This window comes from Sphaerisporangium sp. NPDC051011 (assembly GCF_040653595.1).
Taxonomy (GTDB): Bacteria; Actinomycetota; Actinomycetes; order Streptosporangiales; family Streptosporangiaceae; genus Sphaerisporangium.
In genome coordinates this window covers 211,630-234,656 of record NZ_JBFAGG010000011.1, presented here as the reverse complement: position 1 = coordinate 234,656, position 23,027 = coordinate 211,630, and the positions used below count along the sequence as shown (strand labels likewise).

Sequence of the window (23,027 nt, the reverse complement as noted above, 5' to 3'; positions counted from 1 at the left end):
CCGGCGGTTCCACACACAACCACGACAGGTAGCCCAGTCCTGGACACGGAGCAGTGTTCTGGCGCGACAGCATGTGCCCCCCAAGAAGATTCGAACCACAGAAGGAAACCTTGAACGACATCAAGCCCGAATCGGCAGTCCACCAGCCGCTTCAACTACCCTCGGCCCCGCAGCGCCGCAGGGCGGGGCGGCGCTCATAGCCGGCGGAGGCATCTACTTCACCGCCGAGTTCATCGCCGCGGCAGCGTGGACGGATCCGCCCTACAGCTACACGTACCACTTCATCAGCAACCTTGGGGTTCGCGGCCTCTCAACCGCGTTCGGGCAGTTCATGTACTTGCCGCCTGAGTGCGGAGGGCGTGCAGGATCATGGGGCCAGTCGGGCGACTGCTCCTGTTTCCAGGGCGGTCCACACAGCACCGTCCGGGCCCACGGCGATGCCGTGGGGTTCCGATGAGGGGGTGGGCAGGTCGAATTCGGTGATCACCCCGGCCGGGGTGATGCAGCCGATGCGGTTGGCGCCCCATTCGGTGAACCAGCACTCTCCGGAGGGTGCCGTGGTGATGGCGTGGGGTTTGGCGCTCCGGTCGGGCAGCGGGAATTCCCGGATCGTGCCGTCCACACCGAGCCTGCCGATCTGCCCGGCGGCGATTTCCACGAACCACACCGCCTCGTCGGCCCCGCACGTGATGCCCACCGGTGCGGCGCCGGCGGTGGGCAGCCTGTGGAGCGTCACCTTGCCGTCGAGGTCGAGACGGCCGATGGCGTTGGCCTGGTTGAGGGTGAACCACAACGCCTCGTCGGGGCCGGAAGTGATCATCGAGGGGAATGCCCCCTGTGTGGGGAGGGGGAAGTGGGTGATCCGGCCGTCGGTGGTGATGCGGCCGATCCGGTCGGTGTTCATCTCGGTGAACCACAGGGCGCCGTCCGGGCCCGCGCAGATCCCGTAGGGGCCAGCGCCGGGTTCGGGCGGCGCGAACGCCGTGAGGCTCCCGTCGGTGGTGATCCGGCCGATGTGGTGGTCTGCGGAGCGGGTGAGCCACAGCGCCCCGTCCGGGCCTGAGGTGATGATGGTCGGCCTGCTCTCCGCGGAACCCACAGGATACCGGCTGAGTTCACCATCGACGGCTAGGCGGGCGATCTCACCGCTGTGGACCAGGGTGAGCCACAACGCGCCGTCGGGCCCGGGCGTGATGCCGTACGGGCCCGCTTTCGCGTCCGCGACCGAGAACTCCCGAACCGATAGGTGATCGGAGCGCTGCATCTTTGTGTCCTTTCCAGTGCCAGGGCCAATACTGCTCGGGCGTGCTCGACACGGGCGCGCCGTGCCCGCGCCCACGCAGGTCCACCGCCACCGGGTGACAGTGACCCACCAGACGGGACGCCACATCAGTCCAGAAATCCAACCCCGACAGCACACCGTCGCCAACGGGCAACTCGATCTGCCTTCCCAACATCGTCGACATCCTTCCCGTCAGCACTCAAGCGCGGCAACTTGTTAACTCAGTGGATAACGAAGCCGTGGCGGGCCCACTCGCGGGGCGGAACTCAACGGATAAGAGGGAGTCCCCGATCGTGGCCGCCTCTGTCGTCCCGCGCGGCGCTCGTTTCGTCCTGCGGGTGCCGCCGGCCCCCGAGATGCGGACGGAGCCCCGGCTCGGGTAATGTGCGTCTCCAGCGACGGACCTACCGGGGAGGTGAGACCCATTACCGCCAGATCAGGCTGGGTGCTCTCGCCTCACGGCCGTGCGGTCCACCGGCAGTAGTCCGGCCCGACGGAGCGCCCATCGGCACTCCGAAGGACTTACATGTCGGTTTCCCCTGCTTCTCTTCCTGAACTTCCCGAGCTTCCCGGACTCCCCGAGCCCTCCGAAGCAGTGATCGTCTCCACGCTCCGGGCCGCCGGCTGCGTCTTCGCCGAGGACGAGGCACGGCTGCTCGTAGAGACGGCCCGCACACCCGCGCACCTGGCCGGCATGGTCGAGCGCCGCGTGGCCGGGCTTCCCCTGGAGCACGTCCTCGGCTGGGCCGAGTTCTGCGGCCTGCGCGTGACCGTCGCCCCCGGCGTTTTCGTCCCCCGCCGCCGCACCGAACTCCTCGTCACCCAGGCCGTCGAACACGCCCGGCGGGCCGCGTACGCGCCGGGGGCGATCCCTCGCCGGCCGGTGGTCGTCGACCTGTGCTGTGGCACGGGGGCCCTCGGGGTCGCGCTGGCCGCGGCGCTCGGCCCGGTGGAACTGCACGCGGCGGACATCGACCCCGTCGCCGTGGAGTGCGCCCGCCACAACCTCGCAGCCATGGGCGGGCACGTCCACGCCGGCGACCTGTACGCGCCGCTGCCGGTCACGCTGCGGGGCCGCGTCGACGTCCTGATGGCCAACGCGCCCTACGTCCCGACCGGCGCGGTGGGCCTGCTCCCGTCCGAGGCCCGCGACCACGAGCCGAGGGTGGCGCTGGACGGCGGCGAGGACGGGCTGGACGTCCTGCGGCGGGTGATCGCCGAGGCTCCGGGCTGGCTGGCCCCGGGCGGCGTGCTGCTGGTGGAGACCAGCGAGCGCCAGGCGCCGCTGCTGGCCGAGATGGCCCGGGGCGACGGGCTGGCCGCCCGCGTCGTGGAGGACGACGAGATGGACGCCACCGCCGTCATGTTCGTCCGGCCCGGGGGCCACCGGACACCAGCTTGAGCTCGACCTCTGGGGCGCTCCCGGCGAGCCGGCGACCCCGTGAACGACCACCGCTCGGCCTCGCCGCGTGGCCGCCCGGGGCGAGGACCGGGCGGCCGGAGGTCAGACCCTGAACCAGGCGGTGGAGGACGGGGCGACCGTGCCCGGCCCGGCGTCGGCCGAGGCCAGGAGCGGCTCGCCCCACGGCACGGCGTACGGCTCATCGCCGAAGACCGTGACGCTGGCCAGATCGCCCCGCCGGAACGCGACGACGTCCCGGCGATCGGCCGGAATCCACTCCAGCGGCCCGCCGATGCCCCGGCGGATCTCCAGGGCCCGGCGGTGCAGCTCCCAGGTGGACCCGGGCCGGCCGATCTGCGGCTCGATGGCGAACTCACCGAACCAGTCCGGCTGCGGCAGCCACGTCCGCTCCGAGGAGGAGAAGCCGAAGGACGGCCCCGAGGCGGTCCACGGCAGCGGGACGCGGCAGCCGTCGCGCCCGTAGTCGGCCGTGCCCGAGCGCAGCCAGGTCGGGTCCTGGCGGGCCTCGTCCGGCAGGTCGAGCACCTCGGGAAGGCCCGCCTCCTCGCCCTGGTAGAGGTAGACCGAACCCGGCAGGGCCAGCAGCAGCATCATCGCGGCCCGCGCGCGCCGCACCCCGAGGGCGACGTCGACCGTGCCCCGCGGGCGCGTGGGCGGGCCGTCGGTGTAGGAGACCAGGCCGTACCGGCTGACGGTGCGGTGGACGTCGTGGTTGGCCAGCGTCCAGGTGAGGGTCGCGCCGGTGGCGGCGATCTGCTCCAGGCCGCCGCCGATCGAGGCGCGGAACCGGGCGGCGTCCCAGGGGCACAGCAGCAGGTCGAAGTAGAACGCCTGGGGCAGCTCGTCGGGCCGCAGGTAGAGCGCCAGGTCGTCGATCGCGGGCACCCAGACCTCGCCCACCAGCGTGAGGTCGCGGCCGTACCCGTCGGCGATCTTGCGCCAGCGGCGCAGCACGTCGTGCACCTCGGGCTGGTTCTGGGCGAGGATGTTGTACTCCGCGTGGTCCGGCCAGTCGGGCAGGTCGGCGTGCTTGAACATCATGTGCGCGACGTCGATGCGGATGCCGTCCACCCCGCGGTCGAACCAGAACCGCAGCACCTCCTCGAAGTAGGCGGCGACCTCGGGGTTGCGCCAGTTGAAGTCCGGCTGCCCCGCGTCGAAGCTGTGCAGGTACCACTCGTCCCCCGCCTTCGACCAGGCGGGGCCGCCGAAGGCCGACCGCCAGTTGTTCGGCGGCCGGGCGCCGGGACGGAAGATGAACCGCTCGCGGGCCGCGGGGTCGCCCGCGAGCGCGGCCTGGAACCAGGGGTGCGCGGCCGAGCAATGGTTGGGCACCAGGTCCATCAGCACCCTGAGGTCGCGGGCGTGCGCGTCGGCGAGCAGGCGGTCGAAGGCGGGCAGGCCGCCGTACCGGGCGTCGATGTCGGTGTAGTCGGACACGTCGTAGCCGTGGTCGGCGCCCGGCGAGGGATAGATGGGATTGAGCCAGAGCCCGTCCACGCCGAGGTCGCGCAGGTAGTCCAGGCGCAGGCGCAGCCCTTCCAGGTCGCCGACGCCGTCACCGTCGGTGTCGGCGAAGGAGCGCAGGTACACCTGGTAGACGACGGTGTCCTGCCACCACGATCCGTTCACTCGGCCTCCTCGGGAAGTCCTCGGGAAGATGGATGACGTGCCCGCGCGGGACGCGGCCACGGTACGTCCTTGCCCACCCGCCGCCTCCCTGCACGCCCCCGAGTGCGAGGGATGGGACACCACAGACTTGCCGGGACCCCCCGAGACGCCCGCGCGGCGGAGGAATACGGTGACCGTGGCGCGGATTCTCCCTGTTATTCCCGCCGGAATATCGTGGAAAGAGGTTCGGATGCACCCGCTGGACAACCCCGCGTGGGCCTCGCTCACGGGGCCCCACGCGCACTTCGCCGAGCGGCGCGGCAACGCGTTGCGCTACCCGGCCGAGGTCTCCCCGTTCGTGGCGCTGCCGACGGCGCCCGAGGCCGCGGACTGGGAGGACATGGCCGCGCTGGCCGGTCCTGGGGGACTTGTCCCGTTCGCGGCCGTCGCGGCCACGCCCCCGGACGGCTGGGAGGTCGTGGACAGCGTGGACGGCGTCCAGTTGTCCGGCGAGGACGTGACCGGCACGCCGGACCCCGAGGCGGTCGTGCTCGGCCCCGGCGACGTGCCCGACATGCTGGCCCTCGTCGCGCGCACCAAACCCGGCCCTTTCGCCCCGCGCACGTTCGAGATGGGCACCTACCTGGGCATCCGCCGCGACGACGTGCTGGTGGCGATGGCCGGCGAGCGCCTGCACCCGCCTGGGTGGACGGAGGTCAGCGCCGTGTGCACCGACGAGGCGTTCCGCGGCCAAGGGCTCGGCTCCCGGCTCGTGCTCGCCGTCGCCGCCGGGATCCGGAGCCGCGGGGAGATCCCGTTCCTGCACGCCGCGTCCTTCAACACCACCGCGATCCGCCTGTACCAGACTCTCGGCTTCCGGCTGCGCCGCCCGGCGATGTTCCCCGCCGTGCGCGTGCCCGCCGACGTCCCGGTCGCGTAGACGCACGGCCGCCGCGGCAGGGCACGGGGCCCGCCGCGGCGGTCAAGGTGCCCGCCGGCTTGGAAATCTACAACGTAAAGCGGCCTCCGACCTGGCGCGCGCGCTCACAGGGAGGGCACGGCCAGCGTGACCAGCACGACGTTCAGCGCGATGATCACCACGGAGGCCGCGGCGGCCGCGAGCGTGGTCGCGCGCCGGTTCGCCCACGCGCCCATCACGTCCGCGCGGCGCGTGAGCAGGACGAGCGGCACCAGCGCGAACGGGATGCCGAACGACAGCACGACCTGGCTCACCACGAGCGCGTGGGTGGGGTCGACGCCGAAGGCCAGCACCGCCAGGGCGGGGACGACGGCCACCAGCCTTCTCACCCACAGCGGCACCCGGCGGCGCAGGAACCCCTGCATCACGATCTGCCCGGCGTAGACGCCCACGCTGGAGGACGCCAGCCCTGAGGCGAGCAGGGCGATGCCGAAGAGCAGCGCGGTGAGCGGGCCGGACCCCTCGGCGAAGGCGGAGAACGCCCCGTGCAGGGTCGGCTCGGCGCCGGTGCCGTGCAGCAGCGACGCCGCCGACACCAGCATCGCCATGTTGACCAGCCCGGCCACGCCCATGGCCAGCACCACGTCGAGCCGCTGCGCGCGCAGCAGCGTGCCGCGCTCCGGCTCGCGCACCCCGGCGAACCGTTCCTGCGTCAACGCCGAGTGCAGGTAGACGGCGTGCGGCATGACGGTCGCGCCGACGATCCCGGCCGCCAGGAGCAGGCTGGCCGGCCCGTCGAACCTGGGCACCAGCCCGCCCGCCACATCCGCAGGCGCGACGGTCGCGCTCAGCGTCTGGTAGAGGAACGCCCCGGCGACGATGGCCAGCAACGCGGTGATCGCAGCCTCGAACCGCCGGTGCCGGGCCGAGCGGACGGCGAGGACCACGAAGGACGCCACCGCGATCAGGATGCCGCCGTGGAGCATGGGCAGGCCGAACAGCAGGTTGAGCGCGACCGCGCCGCCGATGAACTCGGCCAGGTCGGTCATGATGACCACGATCTCGGCCTGGAACCACAACCCCCAGACGACCGGGCGCGGGTACCGCTCGCGGCACAGCTCGGGCAGGCTGCGCCCGGTCGCGATGCCGAGCTTGGCCGACAGGTATTGCAGGAGCATGGCGACGACGTTGGCCGTCAGGACCACCCACAGCAGCAGGAACCCGAACCGCGCGCCGCTCTCGACGTTGGTCGCGAAGTTCCCCGGGTCGACGTAGGCGACGGCCGCGACGAACGCCGGGCCCATGAGGCCCACCACCCGCGCCCGTATCCGCCCGGGCGTGGGGAGCGGGGTCGGGGGAGCGGCGTTCGTCGCGGCCGGCGCCGGCGTCGTGGTCGCGGCGGTCTCGGGATCGGAGGTCCCCGGCGGGGGCTCGGGTTTCTCGGCACGCGGAACGGGATTCACAGCACCTGCCTTCGGGGTCGTGGGGGACTGCAGGAGGGCACGGCGAACGCCGGTGGTGAGGTGCGGTGGCTCGGGCTCGCGGGCGTGAACGATCCGGGACAAGCCGTCCGGGCGGCTTACACGCTTTGTTGTACTGCGTCGATGCATCAGCGTAACTAGGCGGCTACGCTATGTTCTGCTAACTGCGCCCCTTTCGTCGGCGCCGGAGTCCCACCAAGGCGCCGGCGCGAGACGCGGCCGGCCCCCGGCTCGTAGAGGCCTCGGCGAGGGCGGGGCCGTCATGCAGAGCCGTCATGCAGGGTGGTCGTGCGGGGCGGTCCTGCATGACGGGCCGTGCGGGACGGTCATGTACGGCGGCCCGATGTCCGTGCCCGGCATTCCGTCCCGGGCCTCACTTACCGGCGGTCACGGCCTTCAGCTCGTCGAGTGACTCCCGGATGATGCGTGGCAGGTCCGGCTCATCGGTCTCGTCGGTTTCGCCGATCCAGCGTTCGAAGGCGACCCTGAAGACGGCGATCCCCGCCTCGGCGGCCAGGCTCGCGGCCGGATCCGGGACGCCGCGCAGGCGCAGCGCGCCGGCGAGCGCCGAGGCCAGCGTCGCGAGCTTGATGAGCTCACGCTCGCGAAGCTCCGCGTTCGCGGCGATGACGGCCTGGCGCCGCCGGGCGTGTTCGCGGCGCTCCTGGAGCTGGACCCCGGCGACCTCGATGGCCGCGGCGATCGCGTCGATCGGAGCGGCGGAGCCGGGCGCGCCGGCGACGGCGCTGACCATGTGCTCCTGCAGCGTGCCCGAGCCCCAGAAGAGGACCTCGCGCTTGTCGGCGAAGTGCCGGAAGAACGTGCGTTCGGTGAGCCCCGCCCGCTCGGCTATCTGCGCGACGGTGGTCTGTTCGTACCCCCGCTCGCTGTAGAGCTCCATCGCCGCCCGCTCGAGCCGGCCCCGCGCGTTCGGCTCCCATCGACCCATGGTCCGATCGTAGTGGATGACAGTGGCTGACATCAGGGCTATGCTGATGACAGCAACTGACATCAGTCGGCCCGCGTTCCCGTCCGAGGACGGGCCGGCTCATCGGGAGGTCTTCTCATGCGCGTTTTCGTCACCGGGGCGTCCGGCTGGATCGGCTCCGCCGTCGTTCCCGAGCTCATCGGCGCGGGCCACCAGGTCATCGGCCTGGCACGCTCGGAGGCCTCGGCCGAAGCCCTCGCCGCGGCCGGGGCGGAGGTCCGGCGCGGCACCCTCGACGATCTCGACGTCCTGCGGAGCGCGGCCGCCGCGTCCGACGGCGTGATCCACCTCGCGTTCAAGCACGACATCGCCTTCTCGGGGGACTTCCAGGGCGCCGCCGACGCGGACCGCCGCGCCGTCGAGACGTTCGGCGAGGCACTCGCGGGTTCCGGCCGGCCGCTGGTCATCGCCTCCGGTCTGCTCGGTCTCGCGTCGGGGCGCACGGCGACCGAACGGGACGGACGAGGATCCTCGGACGCGGGCCTGGCCGGCGGTCCCGGGACCCGTATGGCCACCGCGGAGTTCACGCTCTCCCTCGCCTCGCGCGGCGTCCGCTCCTCCGTCCTGAGGCTCCCCCCGACGGTGCACGGCGAAGGGGACAACGGCTTCATGGCGACCCTGACCGGCATCGCCCGGGACAAGGGCGTCTCCGGCTACGTCGGCGACGGGTCCGCCCGCTGGCCCGCCGTCCACCGGCTCGACGCCGCGCACCTGTTCCGCCTGGCGCTGGAGAACGCCCCGGCGGGATCGGTGCTGCACGCGGTCGGCGACGAAGGCGTGCCGATCCGCGCCGTCGCCGAGGTGATCGGCCGCCACCTGGACCTGCCGGTGGTCTCGGTCTCCCCGGAGGACGCGGGCGAGCACTTCACCTGGCTCGCCCACTTCCTCGCGACCGACAGCCCCGCCTCCAGCGCCCTGACCCGCGAGCGGTTCGGGTGGCGGCCGGTCCAGCCAGGTCTCATCGACGACCTCGACAAGGGCCACTACTTCCACCGGTCGGCTTCTCGGCCGTGAACTGAACGACCGAGCTTTCAGCTCCTCGCCGCCGAAGGCTTCGATGGTCCGGTCCGCGTCAGGCAGCGTGACTCACTGCCCAGCCCGCCATACCGCGTGAGGCGATGTTGCGGGCTGCGTTGACGTCGGCGTTCTCAGCGAAGCCGCAACGAGGTACGGCAGAACGTTTCCCGGTCCGGCCGGTTCTTCCTGTCCACGTGCCCGCAGACCGAGCACTGCTGGGAGCTGCGGGCCGCCCCGATGACATTGGATGCGCTGGTGGCCGGGTCCGCCGCCTTCATGGAGCGGGTCTGTCCAATCAAATCAATCAACCTGCGACAGAGCCGTCGTTCTTACAGCCCCGGAGAGGTAAGGGCGCGGAGCCGATGCTCCGTGCGGCACAGGACACCCACGACGCGCCCGGCGGGGTTGCAGGACCAGACCTTGGTCAGTGCCAGAGGAGCCGGATCTACCGGGCGACTTAGGCGGAGAGCCGGGCTATGGCGCAGGTGGCAGCCCCGGGGCGACGCCGGTCAGCCACAGGTCCATCAGTCTGAGGCCTCGCACGACGTCTTCGTCGACAACGATCGCGACACTCGTCGCGACGTCGACGAAATCCTCGGCAGTCACCCCGGGAGCCAGCGACTGTGCGACGGGCGAAAGAGCAAGCAGCTGCCGTGTCGCGTCGACGACGCGTCCACGGCATTGTGAATCCGCTATGGGTTCCAGTCCTGCGCTCAACAACGCAGCGCCGAGTCCACGGTCCGTGATGGCCTCTTGGACGAGCCGGTGCGCCCATGCCCGCAGAGCGGACGATGTCGGCTTGTTGCGTCCGAGCTCTTCCACGTACTCGGCCAGTGTGCCTGCCTTCGCGGAGAAGACCTGCCCCAGCAGGTGAGCGCGAGTCGGGAAGTGACGATAGAGCGTTGCGGAACCCACGCCTGCTTCGCGCGCGATCCGGTCGAGGGACACTGCTGGACCGTCTCGGTCGATCACCACCCGCGCGGCGGCGATGATCCGCGCGCGGCTCCTGATGGCGTCTGCCCGCTGTGTTGCTCGCATGCGCGTCTCCGTTGCAATTGGGGAACTTCCCCATATAGTAGGAGATGTGGGGTATCTCCCCACTTACAGGATAGGTGAACGGAGCCATCGTGAAGAGTGCGGTTACGGCCCGAGTGGCTGTCGATGTCTGGGTGGACGTGCAGTGCTCCTGGTGCTACTTGAACAAGCGCCGGCTTGACGCAGCCATCGCCGAGGCCGGTGTACCGGTAGACGTCCGGTACCACTTCTTCCAGCTTGGACCTGATGCACCGGATCGCATCGACAAGGAACGATTCCTTCGCGAAGAACGTGGGATGGACGAGGCGACTCTCCGACAGGGCCAGGCGCATCTGAACAGGCTGGGAAGCGAGTACGGGATCAGCTACGACTGGGATCGCATGCTCCCGACGAACTCGCGCCGCGCGCACCGGCTTCTCTCCTGGGCTCAGGAGGAAGGGCGGCGGTCCGAGATGCTGGACCGCGCCTTCCGCGCCTACTTCACCGAAGGCGCCGATCTCGCCGACCCGGACACCCTGGCTCGACTGGCTGCCGACGCGGGTCTCGATGCTTCGCTTGCACGAGCCGTGGTGGAGTCCGACGAGAGAGACGACTCGCTCGAACGCGACCGAGCAGAGGCACTCCGCCTCGGGCTCACCGGCGTGCCCCTCATCGTGATCGCGCAACGATACGGCCTGTCGGGTGCGCAGTCAGTCGAGGCACTGACGGGGATCCTCCGCCGCGCTGCTTCGGAGGCTGCTCATGGCTGAGGATCCTGGAGTCGGTCTTGTCTCTCTCGCTCAGGGCCCGACGTGTGTCGGCGGTGTCTGCGACGTCGACGTGAGCGTCGAAGCCGCCGCACTGGAGGACAGAACCGAGAGCCAGGGCGCCACCCGCGTCTGGATGAGACATCCCCCGCGGGAGGACTGAATACGGCCCTGGCAGCGGTGGCGCCAGCCCCGTTTTCCGCACATGGCCGATCGTCAGCGGAGATCTCGCGGGTCCCAGGTGATGCGGATCATGTGGCACATCGCCGACCTGCACGGCTCGGGCAGTGGCAAAGAGGTGGCCTACGCCATCACGAACCTGCCCGCTCACCTGGCCGGACCCGCCCATCTGGGCACCTGTGTCCGCCGGCACTGGGGGGTGGAGAACCGCGAGCACTACGTACGGGACGTCACCTTCCGAGAAGATGCCAGCCAGGTGCGCACCGGCCAGTTGCCGCAGGTGATGGCGACCTGCAGGATCCTCGCGATCGGCGCGTTCCGCCACGTCGGACACATCAACATGGCACACGCCCGGCGGCACTACCGAAACGACCCTCGCCGCCTGCTCACCCTATTCGACCTATGAACTCAAATCACCCACGAGCGAGCACATCTTCAACATGCCGGGGCCGGCCGGCTCCGACGGCCGTTGGCCGTACATGCCGGGATGGGTGGCGTAGGTCCGTTGCCAGTGCTCGCGCTGGGCGGCGGCGAGGTCGACGGAATCCTTCACGTAGCTACACTATTCCATGGATTGATGGATCAGACGGATGCGTCGGGTGGATGAGCAAGGTAGAGCTGTACGACGCGTTCGCCGTAGTGGGCAAGGCACTGGCCAGCGGACGGCGGCTTGAGCTGCTGGAACTGCTGGCCCAGGGCGAGCGCCCGGTCGAGGCGTTGGCGAAGGCGGCCGGGCTCGGAATGACCAGCGTCTCCAACCACCTGCAGGTGCTCAGGCAGGCCGGGCTGGTGGCGACTCGCCGGCAGGGCACCCAGGTGTTCTACCGGCTCGCGGGTGAGGACGTGGCCGCGCTGTGGGCGCTGCTTCGCCAGGTCGGTGCCGCCCACCTGGCCCAGGTGGAACACGCCCGCGCCGCCTACCTCGGCCCCGGCGACACCGAACAGCTCACCCTCCGGGAACTCCGGCGACGCATCGCCGACGGCGGGGTGATGCTGATCGACGTGCGCCCGCCAGAGGAGTACGTCGCGGGACACATCCCCGGCGCCCTCTCGGTTCCGTTGGACGAGCTTCTCGAGCGGCTGGAGGACCTGCCCGCCGACGGCACCGTGGTGGCCTACTGCCGCGGCGCCTACTGCGTGCTGGCCCATGAGGCGGTGCGCGCCCTCATCGCTCGTGGCCGCCGAGCCGCCCGTCTGGCCGATGGGATGCTGGAGTGGCGGCTGGCCGGACTGCCGGTCGCCACCGGGAGCGCCGCATGACCGGCGAGCAGGGCGACGCGCCGGTGGTGCTGGACGGGGGAGACCGTCGCTGTGTCGCGCTGCTCATCGAGTTGCGCCGCCTGGTCGAGGGCCTCGCCCCCGGCGCCGTGGTGCACGTGATCGCGAGCGACCTGGCCGCCCCGATCGACCTGCCCGCCTGGTGCCATCTGACCGGCCACGCCTACCTCGGCCCCGTGCCCGGCCACTGTCGCCCTGCCTACGCCGTCCGGGTTCAGACCGGCGCCCGCGCCACCCATGCGCAGGCCCCTTGGCGCCTCACCGGCAACTGAGGAGCGCCAGGGGCGCAGGCTGTGTGGGGCTGCCTCGGCCACGGCAGTTGTTCAATGCTGGCGCGTCGTTGCCTGATTCTGCCCTTTTGGCGAGGGGAGGCGAACACGACCTCGGTGCCCGTTGTGTATCGGGATATGCTCCCGGCGACCAAGCGATCGGTCGTTGTCTCGTCGTGATGTGGTCGGGCGTCGCACCGAATCGGCGTGCGCGAACCTGGGCGCGGCGAGCACGCGCCGGGTGGAACGTAACCGATGCCGTAACGCGGTGCCGGTCGGCGGCAAGGCCGCCTTCTGAAAGGAACCCGTCATGACCTTTCCACGACCGGACCTGGACCCCGAACTGCGCGAGTTCCTCGCCCACATCCCGCCCGGCCCCCAGCTCACCGCCGAGACACTGCCGCAGATACGCCGCCGGGCCGCCATGCCCGCGGAACCGTTCCTGGAGGGCCGCGCGATCGAGCGGCGCGAGGTGAGCATGACCGCCCCGGACGTCGCGCGGATCCCTCTGTCGGTCTTCAGTCCCGCCCGCCGTACCGGCGCGTCGTGCGTCTACTGGATCTGGGCCTACGGCGGCCAGGCCGAACCGCACGTGTGGGCGGGCGGGTTCCACGGCTTCGACGCCCTGCATCCGCGGGCCCGCCTGTCCGTCGCCGCCCGTCGTACCCGCAGTGAGTGGATCGCCCGGATCCTGACGCCGACCGTGTCCTCGACCGCCCTGGAAGGAGCCGGGCGATGACGTCCGGCGACCGCTCGGCGTTCCTGCGCGAGTTCCTGCGCGCCCCCTTCACCGTCGGCGCCGTCGCACCGAGCGGCGTGCCGCTGGCCGACCTGGTCACCGCGCCCGTGCCGCGGGACGGCGGCCCGCTGGTCGTCGAGCTCGGCCCCGGCACGGGCGCGTTCACGGCGATCATTCAGCGGCGGCTGGCCGGTCGCGGCCACCATCTGGCGATCGAGGTCAACGAACGGTTCGCCGAGCGTCTCGCCTCCCGCTACCCGCGGGTGGAGGTCGCGGTGGCCGACGCCCGCGCGCTGGCCGAGACGCTGGCCGAACGCGGTCATCACCAGGCGGACGTGATCGTGAGCGGGCTGCCCTGGGCGGCCTTCACCGCCGACCGGCAGGGCGATCTCATCTCCGCGGTCACCGACGCTCTCGCCCCGCACGGCGCGTTCACCACGTTCGCCTACGCGCACACGCGGCCCGCCGGTTGCGGCAGTCGCTGAACCTGCGCTTCGAGGAGGTCGTGGTCAGCCGGACGCTGTGGGCCAACGTGCCACCCGCGTTCGTCTACTTCTGCCGTCGGCCGCGTGTCCCGGCGCGGCCGTACGCCGTGGCCTCCTAGAGGCCGATCCGGGTACCGAATCTCGCGAAGGATGGATCATGGCTGTGCGAAGCGGGGAACGAGGCCGTGGCAAGCGCCTGCCGGGTGTCCGCACCACCGATGAGAACCATCGGGCGACGCCCTTCGAGCTGTTCTTCGACCTGGTCTACGTCTTCGCGATCACGCGGATCACGGGCTCCATGGCGCACGAGCACAGTGCTCACGGCGTGGTGCGGGGGCTGCTGATGCTCGCGCTGCTGTGGGGCACATGGTCCGGTTACACCTGGCTGGGCAACCATTCGCGGGCCGACGAGGGCCTGCCGCGGGCGGGGATGGTCGTCGCGATGACGGCGATGTTCGTGGTCGGACTGGCCATCCCCGAAGCGTGGGCCGACGGGCCTGGAGACCTGCACGGGCCCCTCGTCCTGGTGTGCGCCTATCTGCTGGTCCGCTGGGTGCATCTCACGGTCTTCGCCGTGGCCGCGACCGGGGACGCCGGGTTGCGGCGCCAGGTCGCGATCACCTGGCTGCCCATGTTGGCGGGCGGAGCCCTGCTGGTGTCCGGGGCGCTGGCAGGCGGCGGGCTCCAGTCGCTGCTGTACGCGGCCGCCGTCCTGGTGGACTGGGTCGGCATCTACCACACCGCCAGGGGCGGCGCCTGGCGGCTGCGCAGCCCTGCGCATCTGAGCGAGCGTCACCACCTGTTCGTCATCCTGGCCATCGGCGAGTCCGTCATCGCCGTCGGCGTCGGCGCCGCCGACCAGCCCATCAGCACGGCCCTGGTGTTCGCGGCCATCTTCGGCTTCGCGATCGCGGTGTGCCTATGGTGGCTTCACTTCGACGTGACGGCGCACGCGGCCGAACAGCGGGTGCGCCGGGCACGGGGCCAGGCAAGGGTCAGCCTGGCCGTCGACGCCTACACCTACGGGCACTTCCCCGTCATCGCCGGCATCCTGCTGGCCGCTCTGGGCGTCGAGGGCGTCATCGCGCACGCGGCCGACAGCAGGCCACTGGGCGCGTTCTTCGCGCTCGCCCTCTACGGCGGCTTCACGCTGTACCTCGCCGGGCATCTGCTCATCGAGCGCCGCATGCACCACACGCTGAGCCGTCCGCGGCTGCTGGCGGCCTGCGCCCTCCTGGCGGCCGCGCCGGCCGCCGTCGTCCTGCCGCCGCTTGCCGGGCTTGCCGGGCTGGTGGCCATCCTCACCGCCCTGATCGTCGTCGAGACCATCCGGTACGCGCGCGCCGCCGTTCCCCCGCCGCCCTGCGGCCCTGAGGAAGGAAGACCATGACACACGAGACCCGCGGCGTGATAGCGCTGCGCGTCAACAACGCGACGCATCGGTTGTGCCTCGACCATCGCAGGACCCTGCTCGACGCGTTGCGCGAGGATCTCGGCCACACCGGTCCGAAGAAGGGCTGCGACCACGGGCAGTGCGGCGCCTGCACCGTGCTGCTGGACGGTCGGCGGGTGGTGTCCTGCCTGACGCTGGCGGTCGCCGCCGAGGGCGCCGAGATCACCACCGTCGAGGGCCTCGCCGCCGATGGCGAACTGCGGCCGATCCAGGAGGCCTTTGTGCGCCTCGACGGCTTCCAGTGCGGTTACTGCACCTCTGGGCAACTGTGCTCGGCCGTCGGGATGCTGGCCGAGCATGCAGCGGGCTGGCCGAGCGCGGTCACCGCCGACGTCTCGCCTGACGGCCCGGTTACCGAGCTGGACGCGGTGGAGGTGCGTGAGCGGATGAGCGGGAACCTGTGCCGCTGCGGCGCGTACCCGTCGATCGTGCGCGCGATCCTCGAAACGCGGGCGGAAGAGGTGACCGGATGAAGGAGTTCGCCTACCGCCGCGTGACAGAGGTCCGGGACGCGCTGGCCGCCGGGCACGGCGGCGCCCGCTACCTCGGCGGCGGCACGAATCTGGTCGACCTGATGAAGTCCGGCGTCGAGACGGCCGCCGAACTGGTGGATGTGCGGTTTCTTCCGCTCGGCGGCATCCGCGAGACGCCTGACGGCGGGTTAGCCGTCGGCGCGACGACGACCAACAGCGACGTCGCGGCGCATCCGCAGGTGCGGCGCCGGTATCCGGCGCTGAGCCAGGCGGTGCTGGCGGGCGCGTCGGGTCAGCTGCGCAACATGGCAACGGTGGGCGGCAACCTGATGCAGCGGACCCGGTGCGCCTACTTCGCCGACCCGTCGCAGGCGTGCAACAAGCGGGTCCCCGGGAGCGGGTGCGCGGCGATCCGGGGGGCGCACCACAACCACGCCATCCTCGGCTGGTCGCCGTGCTGCGTGGCCGTCCATGCCTCCGACATGGCGGTAGCGCTGGTCGCCTTCGACGCGGTCGTGCGCTACGAGACGCTCGACGGCGGGGCGGAGATCCCGCTGGAGAGGTTCTACCCACCCGTCGACGACACGCCCGAACGGGAGACGGCACTGCCCGAGGGAGCCCTGATCACGGAGGTCGTGCTGCCGAGCGCGGCGGTCTCGCCGCGCTCGCGCTACCGGAAGGTCCGCGAGCGCGCGTCCTACGCCTTCGCCACCGCGTCCGTCGCGGCCCATCTGGAGGTCGACCGGGGATCCGTCCGCGGTGTGCGGATCGCCCTCGGGGGTGTCGCGTCGCGTCCCTGGCGCGCTCGCGTCGCCGAGTCCTTCCTGCTGAACGGTCCGGCCACCGCCGATCGGTTCCGCGCGGCCGCCGAGGCCGAACTGGCCGCCGCCGCGCCGCTGCCCGGCAACGGCTACAAGGTCCCGCTGGTGCGCCACCTCATCGCGGCCGTCCTGACCGGCCTGGCCGAGCCGTACTGAAAGAGAGATCTTCGTATGAACACCTCCACACGCGACGGCGCCATCGGGGTCGCCCGCCCCCGGGTGGAAGGACGGGCCAAGGTCACCGGCGCCGCGCGCTACGCCGCCGACGAGCCGGTGCCGGGCCTGGCCCACGGCGCGCTCGTCCTGTCCACGGTCGCCCGCGGGCGCGTCCGCGACATCGACGTCACGGCCGTGCACGACATGCCGGGCGTGCTGGGCGTGATCGACCACACGAACGCGCCCCGGCTCAACCCACAGGCCGGGCACTTCTTCGGCCCGGACGGTGGGCTGCACCTGCTGCAGGACGAGGTGATCCCGCACGCGGGCCGCCCCATCGCCCTCGTGGTGGCCGAGACACCCGAACAGGCCCGCGCGGCGGCCCAGGCGCTGCCGGTGACCTACGACGAGCAATCGCACGACACGTGCTTCTCCGCCGGTCACCCGGCGGGCCGTCCGGCGTTGACGCTCTTCGACGCGCCCGCCGACGTCGGCGACGTGGAAGCCGAGCTCGCCGCCGGCGCGGTGGTCGTCGACGAGACGTACCGCACACCCGAGGAGCACTGCAGCGCCATGGAGCCGCACTCGGCGACCGCGTGGTGGGAGGGCGAACGCCTGCAGGCCGTCGACAGCGACCAAGGACCCTTCCAGATCGCCCTGACCCTCGCCACGCTCTTCCATCTGCCCGCGGAACGGGTGCGCATCCGCGTCGACCACATCGGCGGAGGATTCGGCTCCAAGACGATGTGCGGTCCACAGCTCATCCTGGCAGCGATGGCCGCGACCCGGTTCGGGCGGCCCGTGCGCGTCACGCTGACCCGCACGGAGGTGTTCCTGGCCACCGCGCAAAGGCCGGCCACCGACCAGCGCGTCCGGATCGGAGCCGACGCCGACGGACGCCTGCGGGCCATCCACCACCACGCCGCCTTCGAGATCTCACCGCTCGCCGAGTACATCGAGGGATGCACCGAGCTCACCAAGACGCTCTACGCGGCCCCCGCGATCCGCACCGCGCTCACCGCGGTCCCGCTCGACATCCTGCCGCCGTACTCGATGCGCGCCCCCGGCGCCGCGCCCGGTTCCTTCGCGCTGGAGTCGGCCATGGACGAACTGGCGGAGCGGCTGGGAATGGATCCGCTGGAGCTGCGGCTGCTCAACGAGCCCGCCGTCGGGCCCGTGTCCGGCCTGCCGTTCAGCAGCAGGAACCTGGTCACGTGCCTCGGCGAAGGGGCGCGCCGGTTCGGGTGGGCCTCCCGCGACCACCGGCCGCGCATGCGGCGGGAGGGACCCCTGCTCGTCGGCACCGGCCTGGCCGCCACCTCCTTCAGCATCGGCGCCTTCCCCTCCAGGGCGTCGATCACCGCCGAGCCGGATGGCACGTTCACCGTGGCCATCGGCGCCGCGGACCTCGGCACGGGCGCCCGCACCGCGCTGACCGCGATCGCCGCCGACGCGCTCGCGGTCGGCATCGACAAGATCGGGCTGCGCATCTCCGACAGCGACCTCGGCCCGGCGTGGGGTGCGGGCGGGTCCCGGGGGACGGCATCCTGGGCGTGGGCGATCACCGAGGCAGCGGCCAAGATACGCGGTCCCGAACGGCCGGTGACGGCCACGGCGGACACCGCGCAGTTGCTCGGCGAGCTGGCCTCCCGCGAACGGCACGCCTTCAGCGCCGTCTTCGCCGAGGTCACCGCCGACTCGGCCACCGGCGAGGTGCGCGTGCGGCGGCTGCTCGGAATGTTCGCCGCGGGCCGGGTGATCAACCCGCTCATGGCCCGTAGCCAGGTCATCGGCGGCATGATCGGCGGGCTGTCCATGGCTCTGCACGAAGAAGGCGTCCGCGATCCGGTCACCGGACGGCACGTCAACGCCGACTTCGCCGGCTACCACATCGCCGCCCACGCCGACGTGCCCGACATCGAGGCCGACTTCGTGCCCGACGACGAACCCGGCATCCCCTGGGGCATCAAGGGCGTCGGAGAGATCGGCAACGTCGGCACCGCGGCGGCGATCGCCAACGCCGTCTGGCATGCCACAGGGGTCCGGCAGCGCCACCTGCCGATCCGTCTGGACCGCGTACTGGAGGGCTGACGCGCTCAGCGCATGGCCGCCGTGGCGAAGGCGCGCAGGCGCAGGGCGTCTTCGCTGGGGGATGCGCCGAACTGGCGACGGTACTCGCGGCTGAACTGCGAAGGGCTTTCGTAGCCCACGCGGCGACCGACGGTGGCGATGTCGGCCGGGGCCGCGGCCAACTGGAGTCGCGCCTGCTGAAGCCGGATCTGCTTTTGGAACTGGATCGGGCTCATGGCGGTGACGGCCTGAAAGCTCCGGTAGAAGGCCGAGACGCTCATCCCGGCCAGCCTGGCCACGTCCTCGACCCGGAACGGCTGCGCGTAGTGGTCGCGGATCCACTGCACGGCGCGCGCGACGTGGCTGAGGCTGCTGTCGGGCAGACCGAACTGCCGGACGATCGTGCCCTGGTCGCCGGTGATGAGCCGCCAGAGGATCTCGCGCTTGAAGAGCGGCCCGAGTACGGCGATGTCGTGGGGGCGGTCGAGCAGGCGCAGCAGGCGGACGACGGCGTCTAGGAGCTCGGCCGAGGCGGTGCTGACGGCCAGGCCGGGCGGTGGTTCGGCGCCCACCTTCGGCAGGTCGCCGGGCGCCGCCTGCAGCAGCAACTCGGCGACGGCCGCCGGATGCAGGGTCAGCCCGACTCCAAGCCCTGGCAACTCCGGGCTGGCCTTGGCGAAATGACTCGTCACAGGCAGGTCGACCGAGGCGATGAGGTACTGCCCTTCCTGGTACTCGTAGATGCGCTCACCCAGTGCGAACCGTTTCGCTCCCTGCGCGACCACGGCCAGCACCCTGCCGTACGTCGTCGGCGTCGGAGGCTGGGGTTCGTCCGCCTTGAAGATCAGCACGTCCTCGATGGGGGTTCTCAGATCGGGCCGAGCATGGCGCTTGAGGAGATCGCGCAGTTCGTCGAGGACCACGATGTCGATCCAAGCACCACCCGGGACCCGCGACAAACCCCCGGACTCTCAAGATCACCGCTATGGCTGCGAGATCCGTCCACGGCGGGCACGCGTGACGCGACGCTGTACCTGCTCCAGGCCGCTGGCGTGACGGTGACCGGTGGTACCTGCCCCGGAAGCGGCCCGCCCCGAAGGGACGGGTCGCCCTCGGCGCGCCGCTGGTCCTCACTCGGGAGTCGGCCGTGCTCAGGGTGAGGCACGATCGCGTGTCCTCACCCTGAGCCCGTTGGTGTTACTTGGTGTAGTTCTGTCCGATGGGCTTGCCGGGGATCGGCTTGGCGACCAGGGCGACGGGGATGAAGAAGCAGATCTGGGCGATCACCAGGGTTAGCGTCCAGAGCGCCTTGTCGTCGTAGTGAGCGGATGCCCTGGCGAACAGCTCGTCGGGGACCCGCTCCCCGAACGGGTTCGGGGTGAGGACGGCCTCCACGAGCTCCAGTGCGACCCGTTCGGCGTCGGTGAAGTAGGGGGCGTCCCGCCAGGACGACACGGCGGTGATGCGCTCCTCTGTCTCCCCGGCCTCGCGGAGGCCGCCGCTCTGCCGGACGGTGTGGTACGTGCTGCCAGCGATCTGCCCGGCGCGCAGCTGCACCAGGCCGATGGTGGTCTGCGGAATCAACCCGTTCCCGATGGCCTTGGACATGGCCGCGGCCATTCCCGTGATCTCGGGAAAGAGCTGGATGGGGTCGGGCAGGCGCGACTTGAGGTCGTCGTGCTCGGTCGTCGAGGGTGTCGAGGGTGTCGAGGGTGTCGAGGGTGTCGAGGGTATGGACATCGTGAGGTCTTCCCTTCTGAGTCTCAGCGGTGTTGTGAGGCTTGGGGCCTGGTGGGGGTGGTCTCCGTCACCGAGCGGTCGGCCGCGGGGACGATCACGCGTTCCGACGGTGATCCGCATGCCGGCCCGGTCGCCGAGCCTTCCCGCGTACTGGCTGGTGTCTCAGTAGTCCGACGACACAGCCGCCGGGAATGTGAGGCGACGCGCCGACGTCACATTCAGAGGCGTCATCTCGTCGGTCTGGTGAAGGCAGACACGACCAAGGGAGCCGTCGACACCATGACCACCCGATCCGAGCCAGGACACGGCCGGCCCGATGCGAGCCTGACCGTGATCATGAGCGAGCGGCGTCAGCTGATCAATCTGGCGTACCGGCTCCTCGGCTCCCTGGCCGACGCCGAGGACGTCGTGCAGGAGACCTACGCCCGCTGGTACGCCATGTCCCGGGAGCGGCAGGAGGCCATCGCATCCCCCGGCGCGTGGCTGACGAAGGTCGCCGGCCGCATCTGCCTCGACGTGCTCGGCTCGGCGCGGGCCCGGCGGGAGCGCTACGTGGGAGAGTGGATCCCCGAGCCGCTGCCCGAATCCACGGAGTGGATCAGCGGGCGTCCGGGCGGCGCCACGGCCGACCCGGCCGACCGGGTCACCCTCGACGAGTCGGTCACCATGGCCTTCCTCGTCGTGCTCGAATCGATGACCCCGGCCGAGCGCGTCGCGTTCATCCTGCACGACGTCTTCCGCTACCCCTTCGCCGAGGTGGCCGAGATCGTCGGACGTACCCCGGCGGCGTGCCGCCAGCTTGCCTCCTCGGCCCGCCGTCGCATCCGCGCCGCGCAGGCTCCCGCGACGCCGGCAACCCACCAGGCCCGCATCGTCAGGAACTTCAAGCAGGCATGGGAAGCCAAGGACATCAACGCCCTCATCGGCCTCCTCGCCCCCGACGCTACGGGGATCGCCGACGGCGGCGGCCTGGTCAGCGCCCTGCTTCACCCGATCGAAGGCGGCGAGCAGATCGCGCGCCACGCCGTCGACATCGCCGGCAGAGCGCCCGAGCTGACGATTCTTGAGCGTACGGTGAACGGTCAGCCCGGTCTGGTGGCGCAGCAAGACGGCGTCACCGTGATGGTGATGGCGTTCGACGTCGTAGGCGACCGGATCAAGCACATCTGGGCGGTACGCAACCCCGACAAGCTCCGGCTGTGGACGGAGCCACAGCACTAGGACCAGCGAGCTTCGCAGGCCTCCGAGTCCAGCGCCGTCAATCGTCCGTCGAGTTCCTGCATGACGACTCCACAAGCCGGCGTTGGTCCCGATCGAGGCTCATCGTTTTACTCGTAGGGTCGGCTACATCGAGGCAGTCGTCGGTGGGAGCCGGCGCCGCAGGCACCATCCCGAGTTCGGCGTCCGCCGAGCGTCCAGATGTCGGCTGAGAGCGATTGTCCGGGATGCAGAGCGCCGCGAGGAATGCCGGAATCATCGCGAGGCCGAGGATGAGGAAGCCGATCGTGTAACCAAGCTCGGTGGGGTAGCCCGTCGATCCCACGTGGGCGGTGACGATTCCCGCCATCATGGCAGACCCAACAGATCCGCCGATGGTTCGGATGTTGGCGTTCATTCCGCTGGCCACGCCTGTCTGGTCCCGGGGTACCGACGCGATGATCACCCCGGCCAAGCTCGAGAAGACCAAGCCGGAGCCGGTGCCTTGGGCAGCCGTGGTCACGACAAGATGCCATGTCGTGTCGTGCCAGAGGGCGATGCCCAAGTACGCAAGGCCGAGCACCACAGTGCCGGTGAGCACTACGGGCCGGACTCCGAACCTGGTGACAAGCGGCGCCGTGAAGAGCGCGACGACGAAGCTTCCGATCGCTGATGGCAGGAGTACGTGACCGGACTCGGTGATCGTGGCGCCGAAGCCATAGCCCGTGGAAGCGGGCGTCTGCAGGAACTGGGGAAGGAAGCCGAACGAGGCGAACATGGCGAACCCGACGAAGCCGCCGACTACATTGGCCGTCCAGACTCCGCGCCGTCGCATCATCCGCAGATCGATCATCGGCACGGCGGATCGGTTCTCGACAAGCACCCATCCGACACCGAGGAGGACGGTGACGCCTAGCAACCCGACGATCTTGGGGGAGGTCCACCTCCAAGCACTTCCCTGGCTGAGGCCGAGGAGCCCGGCCACCAACCAACCGGCGAGCAGCAGTCCAGCGACGAGCGGCAGCCGACCGCTCGTGCGTACGGGTGACTCCGGTATGAACAGGTAGGTAGCTCCTGCAGCCGTCATCGTCGTCAGCATCGGAAGCCAGTACAGCCAGTGGTAGCCCAGGTGATCGACGATCGGACCCGCGATGACGATGCCAAGCCCGAAGCCGACGGCGGTCAGCGAGGACAGGATGCTGAGGGCGGCGCGAACTCTGCCGCCGAACTCGTCCCGGACGATGCCGAACGCCAGGGGCACCACGCCGCCGCCCGCCCCTTGCACAACACGGGCGGCGATCAACCAGCCGATCGATGGCGCGATGGCAGCCATGAAGGAGCCCAGCATGAGGGCCGAGAGGGTGAGGCACAGAATGCGGGACTTGCCGACCGCGTCACCGACGCGGCCGAGCAGTGGTGTGGAGATCGAGGCCGACAGCAGGTACGCGGTGAGGACCCACGTGACGGTCCCCTGATCTGTGTCGTACTGCTGCTGTATCTCCGTGAGAACGGGGATCGTCAACGACTGAAGCAAGGTGAAGGACGCAACCGAGATGGCGAGGATCGCGAACGTCAGCCCCGGATTCTGATAGCGACTGGCGCGCACGGCCCTCCTCGGTGTTGCTCGATCAACAAGCTAGGCGCGCCGGCCGATATTTTCAAGT

Annotated in this window: 23 protein-coding genes and 1 pseudogene; 15 read left to right on the top strand and 9 right to left on the bottom strand. The window is 70.8% G+C overall.

From position 1 onward, the window contains the following. Positions 1 to 367 precede the first annotated feature (367 nt). Positions 368 to 1,264 carry a virginiamycin B lyase gene (locus AB0H21_RS25845; RefSeq protein ID WP_358521141.1) on the bottom strand — a complete coding sequence of 299 codons (897 nt, stop codon included), beginning with the start codon at positions 1,262 to 1,264 and terminating at the stop codon, positions 368 to 370. A 544-nt stretch (positions 1,265 to 1,808) separates the two neighbouring features. Here AB0H21_RS25845 and AB0H21_RS25840 point away from each other — a divergent pair. Further along, positions 1,809 to 2,684 (top strand): putative protein N(5)-glutamine methyltransferase, encoded by an 876-nt coding sequence (locus AB0H21_RS25840; protein ID WP_358521138.1) that lies wholly within the window; start codon positions 1,809 to 1,811, stop codon positions 2,682 to 2,684. Positions 2,685 to 2,786: 102 nt separating this feature from the next. Here AB0H21_RS25840 and AB0H21_RS25835 read toward each other — a convergent pair whose 3' ends face one another. Beyond that, positions 2,787 to 4,337 (bottom strand): glycoside hydrolase family 13 protein, encoded by a 1,551-nt coding sequence (locus tag AB0H21_RS25835; RefSeq protein WP_358521135.1) that lies wholly within the window; start codon positions 4,335 to 4,337, stop codon positions 2,787 to 2,789. A gap of 229 nt (positions 4,338 to 4,566) precedes the next feature. Here AB0H21_RS25835 and AB0H21_RS25830 point away from each other — a divergent pair, with 229 nt between their 5' ends. After that, a complete protein-coding gene (locus AB0H21_RS25830) occupies positions 4,567 to 5,256 on the top strand; it encodes a GNAT family N-acetyltransferase (RefSeq protein WP_358521133.1) in 690 nt (229 codons plus the stop codon). A gap of 104 nt (positions 5,257 to 5,360) precedes the next feature. Here the strand turns inward: AB0H21_RS25830 and AB0H21_RS25825 are convergent, their stop codons facing one another. Then, positions 5,361 to 6,698, bottom strand: a complete 1,338-nt coding sequence (locus AB0H21_RS25825) for an Nramp family divalent metal transporter (RefSeq protein ID WP_358521130.1) — start codon at positions 6,696 to 6,698, stop codon at positions 5,361 to 5,363. A 391-nt stretch (positions 6,699 to 7,089) separates the two neighbouring features. Beyond that, positions 7,090 to 7,665 (bottom strand): helix-turn-helix domain-containing protein, encoded by a 576-nt coding sequence (locus AB0H21_RS25820; protein WP_358521128.1) that lies wholly within the window; start codon positions 7,663 to 7,665, stop codon positions 7,090 to 7,092. A 117-nt stretch (positions 7,666 to 7,782) separates the two neighbouring features. Between AB0H21_RS25820 and AB0H21_RS25815 the strand changes: the two genes are divergently transcribed. Then, entirely contained in the window at positions 7,783 to 8,718 is a 936-nt protein-coding gene (locus tag AB0H21_RS25815; protein ID WP_358521126.1) for an SDR family oxidoreductase, read from the top strand. Between the two features lie 477 nt (positions 8,719 to 9,195). Here AB0H21_RS25815 and AB0H21_RS25810 read toward each other — a convergent pair whose 3' ends face one another. Then, entirely contained in the window at positions 9,196 to 9,759 is a 564-nt protein-coding gene (locus AB0H21_RS25810; RefSeq protein ID WP_358521123.1) for a helix-turn-helix domain-containing protein, read from the bottom strand. Between the two features lie 74 nt (positions 9,760 to 9,833). Here AB0H21_RS25810 and AB0H21_RS25805 point away from each other — a divergent pair, with 74 nt between their 5' ends. Further along, positions 9,834 to 10,505: a DsbA family oxidoreductase gene (locus AB0H21_RS25805; protein ID WP_358521122.1), complete on the top strand. Its 672-nt coding sequence runs from the start codon at positions 9,834 to 9,836 to the stop codon at positions 10,503 to 10,505. A gap of 361 nt (positions 10,506 to 10,866) precedes the next feature. Next, positions 10,867 to 10,971 (top strand): annotated as a pseudogene (locus tag AB0H21_RS25800) (ISAs1 family transposase); the annotation flags it as partial. A 111-nt stretch (positions 10,972 to 11,082) separates the two neighbouring features. Here the strand turns inward: AB0H21_RS25800 and AB0H21_RS25795 are convergent. After that, positions 11,083 to 11,235, bottom strand: a complete 153-nt coding sequence (locus AB0H21_RS25795) for a hypothetical protein (RefSeq protein WP_358521120.1) — start codon at positions 11,233 to 11,235, stop codon at positions 11,083 to 11,085. A gap of 50 nt (positions 11,236 to 11,285) precedes the next feature. Between AB0H21_RS25795 and AB0H21_RS25790 the strand changes: the two genes are divergently transcribed. The 9 genes from AB0H21_RS25790 to AB0H21_RS25750 all read left to right on the top strand — a co-directional run bounded on the left by AB0H21_RS25790 (position 11,286) and on the right by AB0H21_RS25750 (position 18,447). Further along, positions 11,286 to 11,942, top strand: a complete 657-nt coding sequence (locus AB0H21_RS25790; protein ID WP_358521117.1) for a metalloregulator ArsR/SmtB family transcription factor — start codon at positions 11,286 to 11,288, stop codon at positions 11,940 to 11,942. Next, a complete protein-coding gene (locus AB0H21_RS25785; protein WP_358521114.1) occupies positions 11,939 to 12,232 on the top strand; it encodes a sulfurtransferase TusA family protein in 294 nt (97 codons plus the stop codon). The genes AB0H21_RS25790 and AB0H21_RS25785 overlap by 4 nt, the downstream gene beginning before the upstream one ends. A gap of 307 nt (positions 12,233 to 12,539) precedes the next feature. After that, entirely contained in the window at positions 12,540 to 12,968 is a 429-nt protein-coding gene (locus AB0H21_RS25780) for a hypothetical protein (protein ID WP_358521113.1), read from the top strand. Then, positions 12,965 to 13,453, top strand: a complete 489-nt coding sequence (locus AB0H21_RS25775) for a methyltransferase domain-containing protein (RefSeq protein ID WP_358521111.1) — start codon at positions 12,965 to 12,967, stop codon at positions 13,451 to 13,453. The genes AB0H21_RS25780 and AB0H21_RS25775 overlap by 4 nt, the downstream gene beginning before the upstream one ends. Next, positions 13,438 to 13,572, top strand: coding sequence for a hypothetical protein (locus AB0H21_RS25770; RefSeq protein ID WP_358521108.1), 135 nt, complete (start codon positions 13,438 to 13,440; stop codon positions 13,570 to 13,572). Before AB0H21_RS25775 ends, AB0H21_RS25770 begins: the two co-directional genes overlap by 16 nt. 38 nt (positions 13,573 to 13,610) lie before the next feature. Then, positions 13,611 to 14,843 carry a low temperature requirement protein A gene (locus AB0H21_RS25765; RefSeq protein WP_358521107.1) on the top strand — a complete coding sequence of 411 codons (1,233 nt, stop codon included), beginning with the start codon at positions 13,611 to 13,613 and terminating at the stop codon, positions 14,841 to 14,843. Further along, positions 14,840 to 15,379, top strand: coding sequence for a 2Fe-2S iron-sulfur cluster-binding protein (locus AB0H21_RS25760; RefSeq protein ID WP_358521105.1), 540 nt, complete (start codon positions 14,840 to 14,842; stop codon positions 15,377 to 15,379). The genes AB0H21_RS25765 and AB0H21_RS25760 overlap by 4 nt, the downstream gene beginning before the upstream one ends. Then, a complete protein-coding gene (locus tag AB0H21_RS25755; RefSeq protein WP_358521103.1) occupies positions 15,376 to 16,356 on the top strand; it encodes a xanthine dehydrogenase family protein subunit M in 981 nt (326 codons plus the stop codon). Before AB0H21_RS25760 ends, AB0H21_RS25755 begins: the two co-directional genes overlap by 4 nt. A 15-nt stretch (positions 16,357 to 16,371) precedes the next feature. Further along, a complete protein-coding gene (locus AB0H21_RS25750; RefSeq protein ID WP_358521101.1) occupies positions 16,372 to 18,447 on the top strand; it encodes a xanthine dehydrogenase family protein molybdopterin-binding subunit in 2,076 nt (691 codons plus the stop codon). Positions 18,448 to 18,452: 5 nt separating this feature from the next. Here the strand turns inward: AB0H21_RS25750 and AB0H21_RS25745 are convergent, their stop codons facing one another. Together AB0H21_RS25745 and AB0H21_RS25740 are read right to left on the bottom strand one after the other, a co-directional pair. Continuing rightward, positions 18,453 to 19,349, bottom strand: a complete 897-nt coding sequence (locus AB0H21_RS25745) for an AraC family transcriptional regulator (protein ID WP_358521099.1) — start codon at positions 19,347 to 19,349, stop codon at positions 18,453 to 18,455. A gap of 274 nt (positions 19,350 to 19,623) precedes the next feature. Beyond that, entirely contained in the window at positions 19,624 to 20,166 is a 543-nt protein-coding gene (locus AB0H21_RS25740; RefSeq protein WP_358521097.1) for a carboxymuconolactone decarboxylase family protein, read from the bottom strand. Positions 20,167 to 20,409: 243 nt separating this feature from the next. On the opposite strand from AB0H21_RS25740, the gene sigJ reads away from it, so the two are divergent. Next, entirely contained in the window at positions 20,410 to 21,387 is a 978-nt protein-coding gene (gene sigJ / locus AB0H21_RS25735) for an RNA polymerase sigma factor SigJ (protein ID WP_358521095.1), read from the top strand. 37 nt (positions 21,388 to 21,424) lie between these two features. Here the strand turns inward: sigJ and AB0H21_RS25730 are convergent, their stop codons facing one another. Beyond that, positions 21,425 to 22,969 (bottom strand): MFS transporter, encoded by a 1,545-nt coding sequence (locus AB0H21_RS25730; protein WP_358521093.1) that lies wholly within the window; start codon positions 22,967 to 22,969, stop codon positions 21,425 to 21,427. Between the last annotated feature and the right edge of the window lie 58 nt (positions 22,970 to 23,027).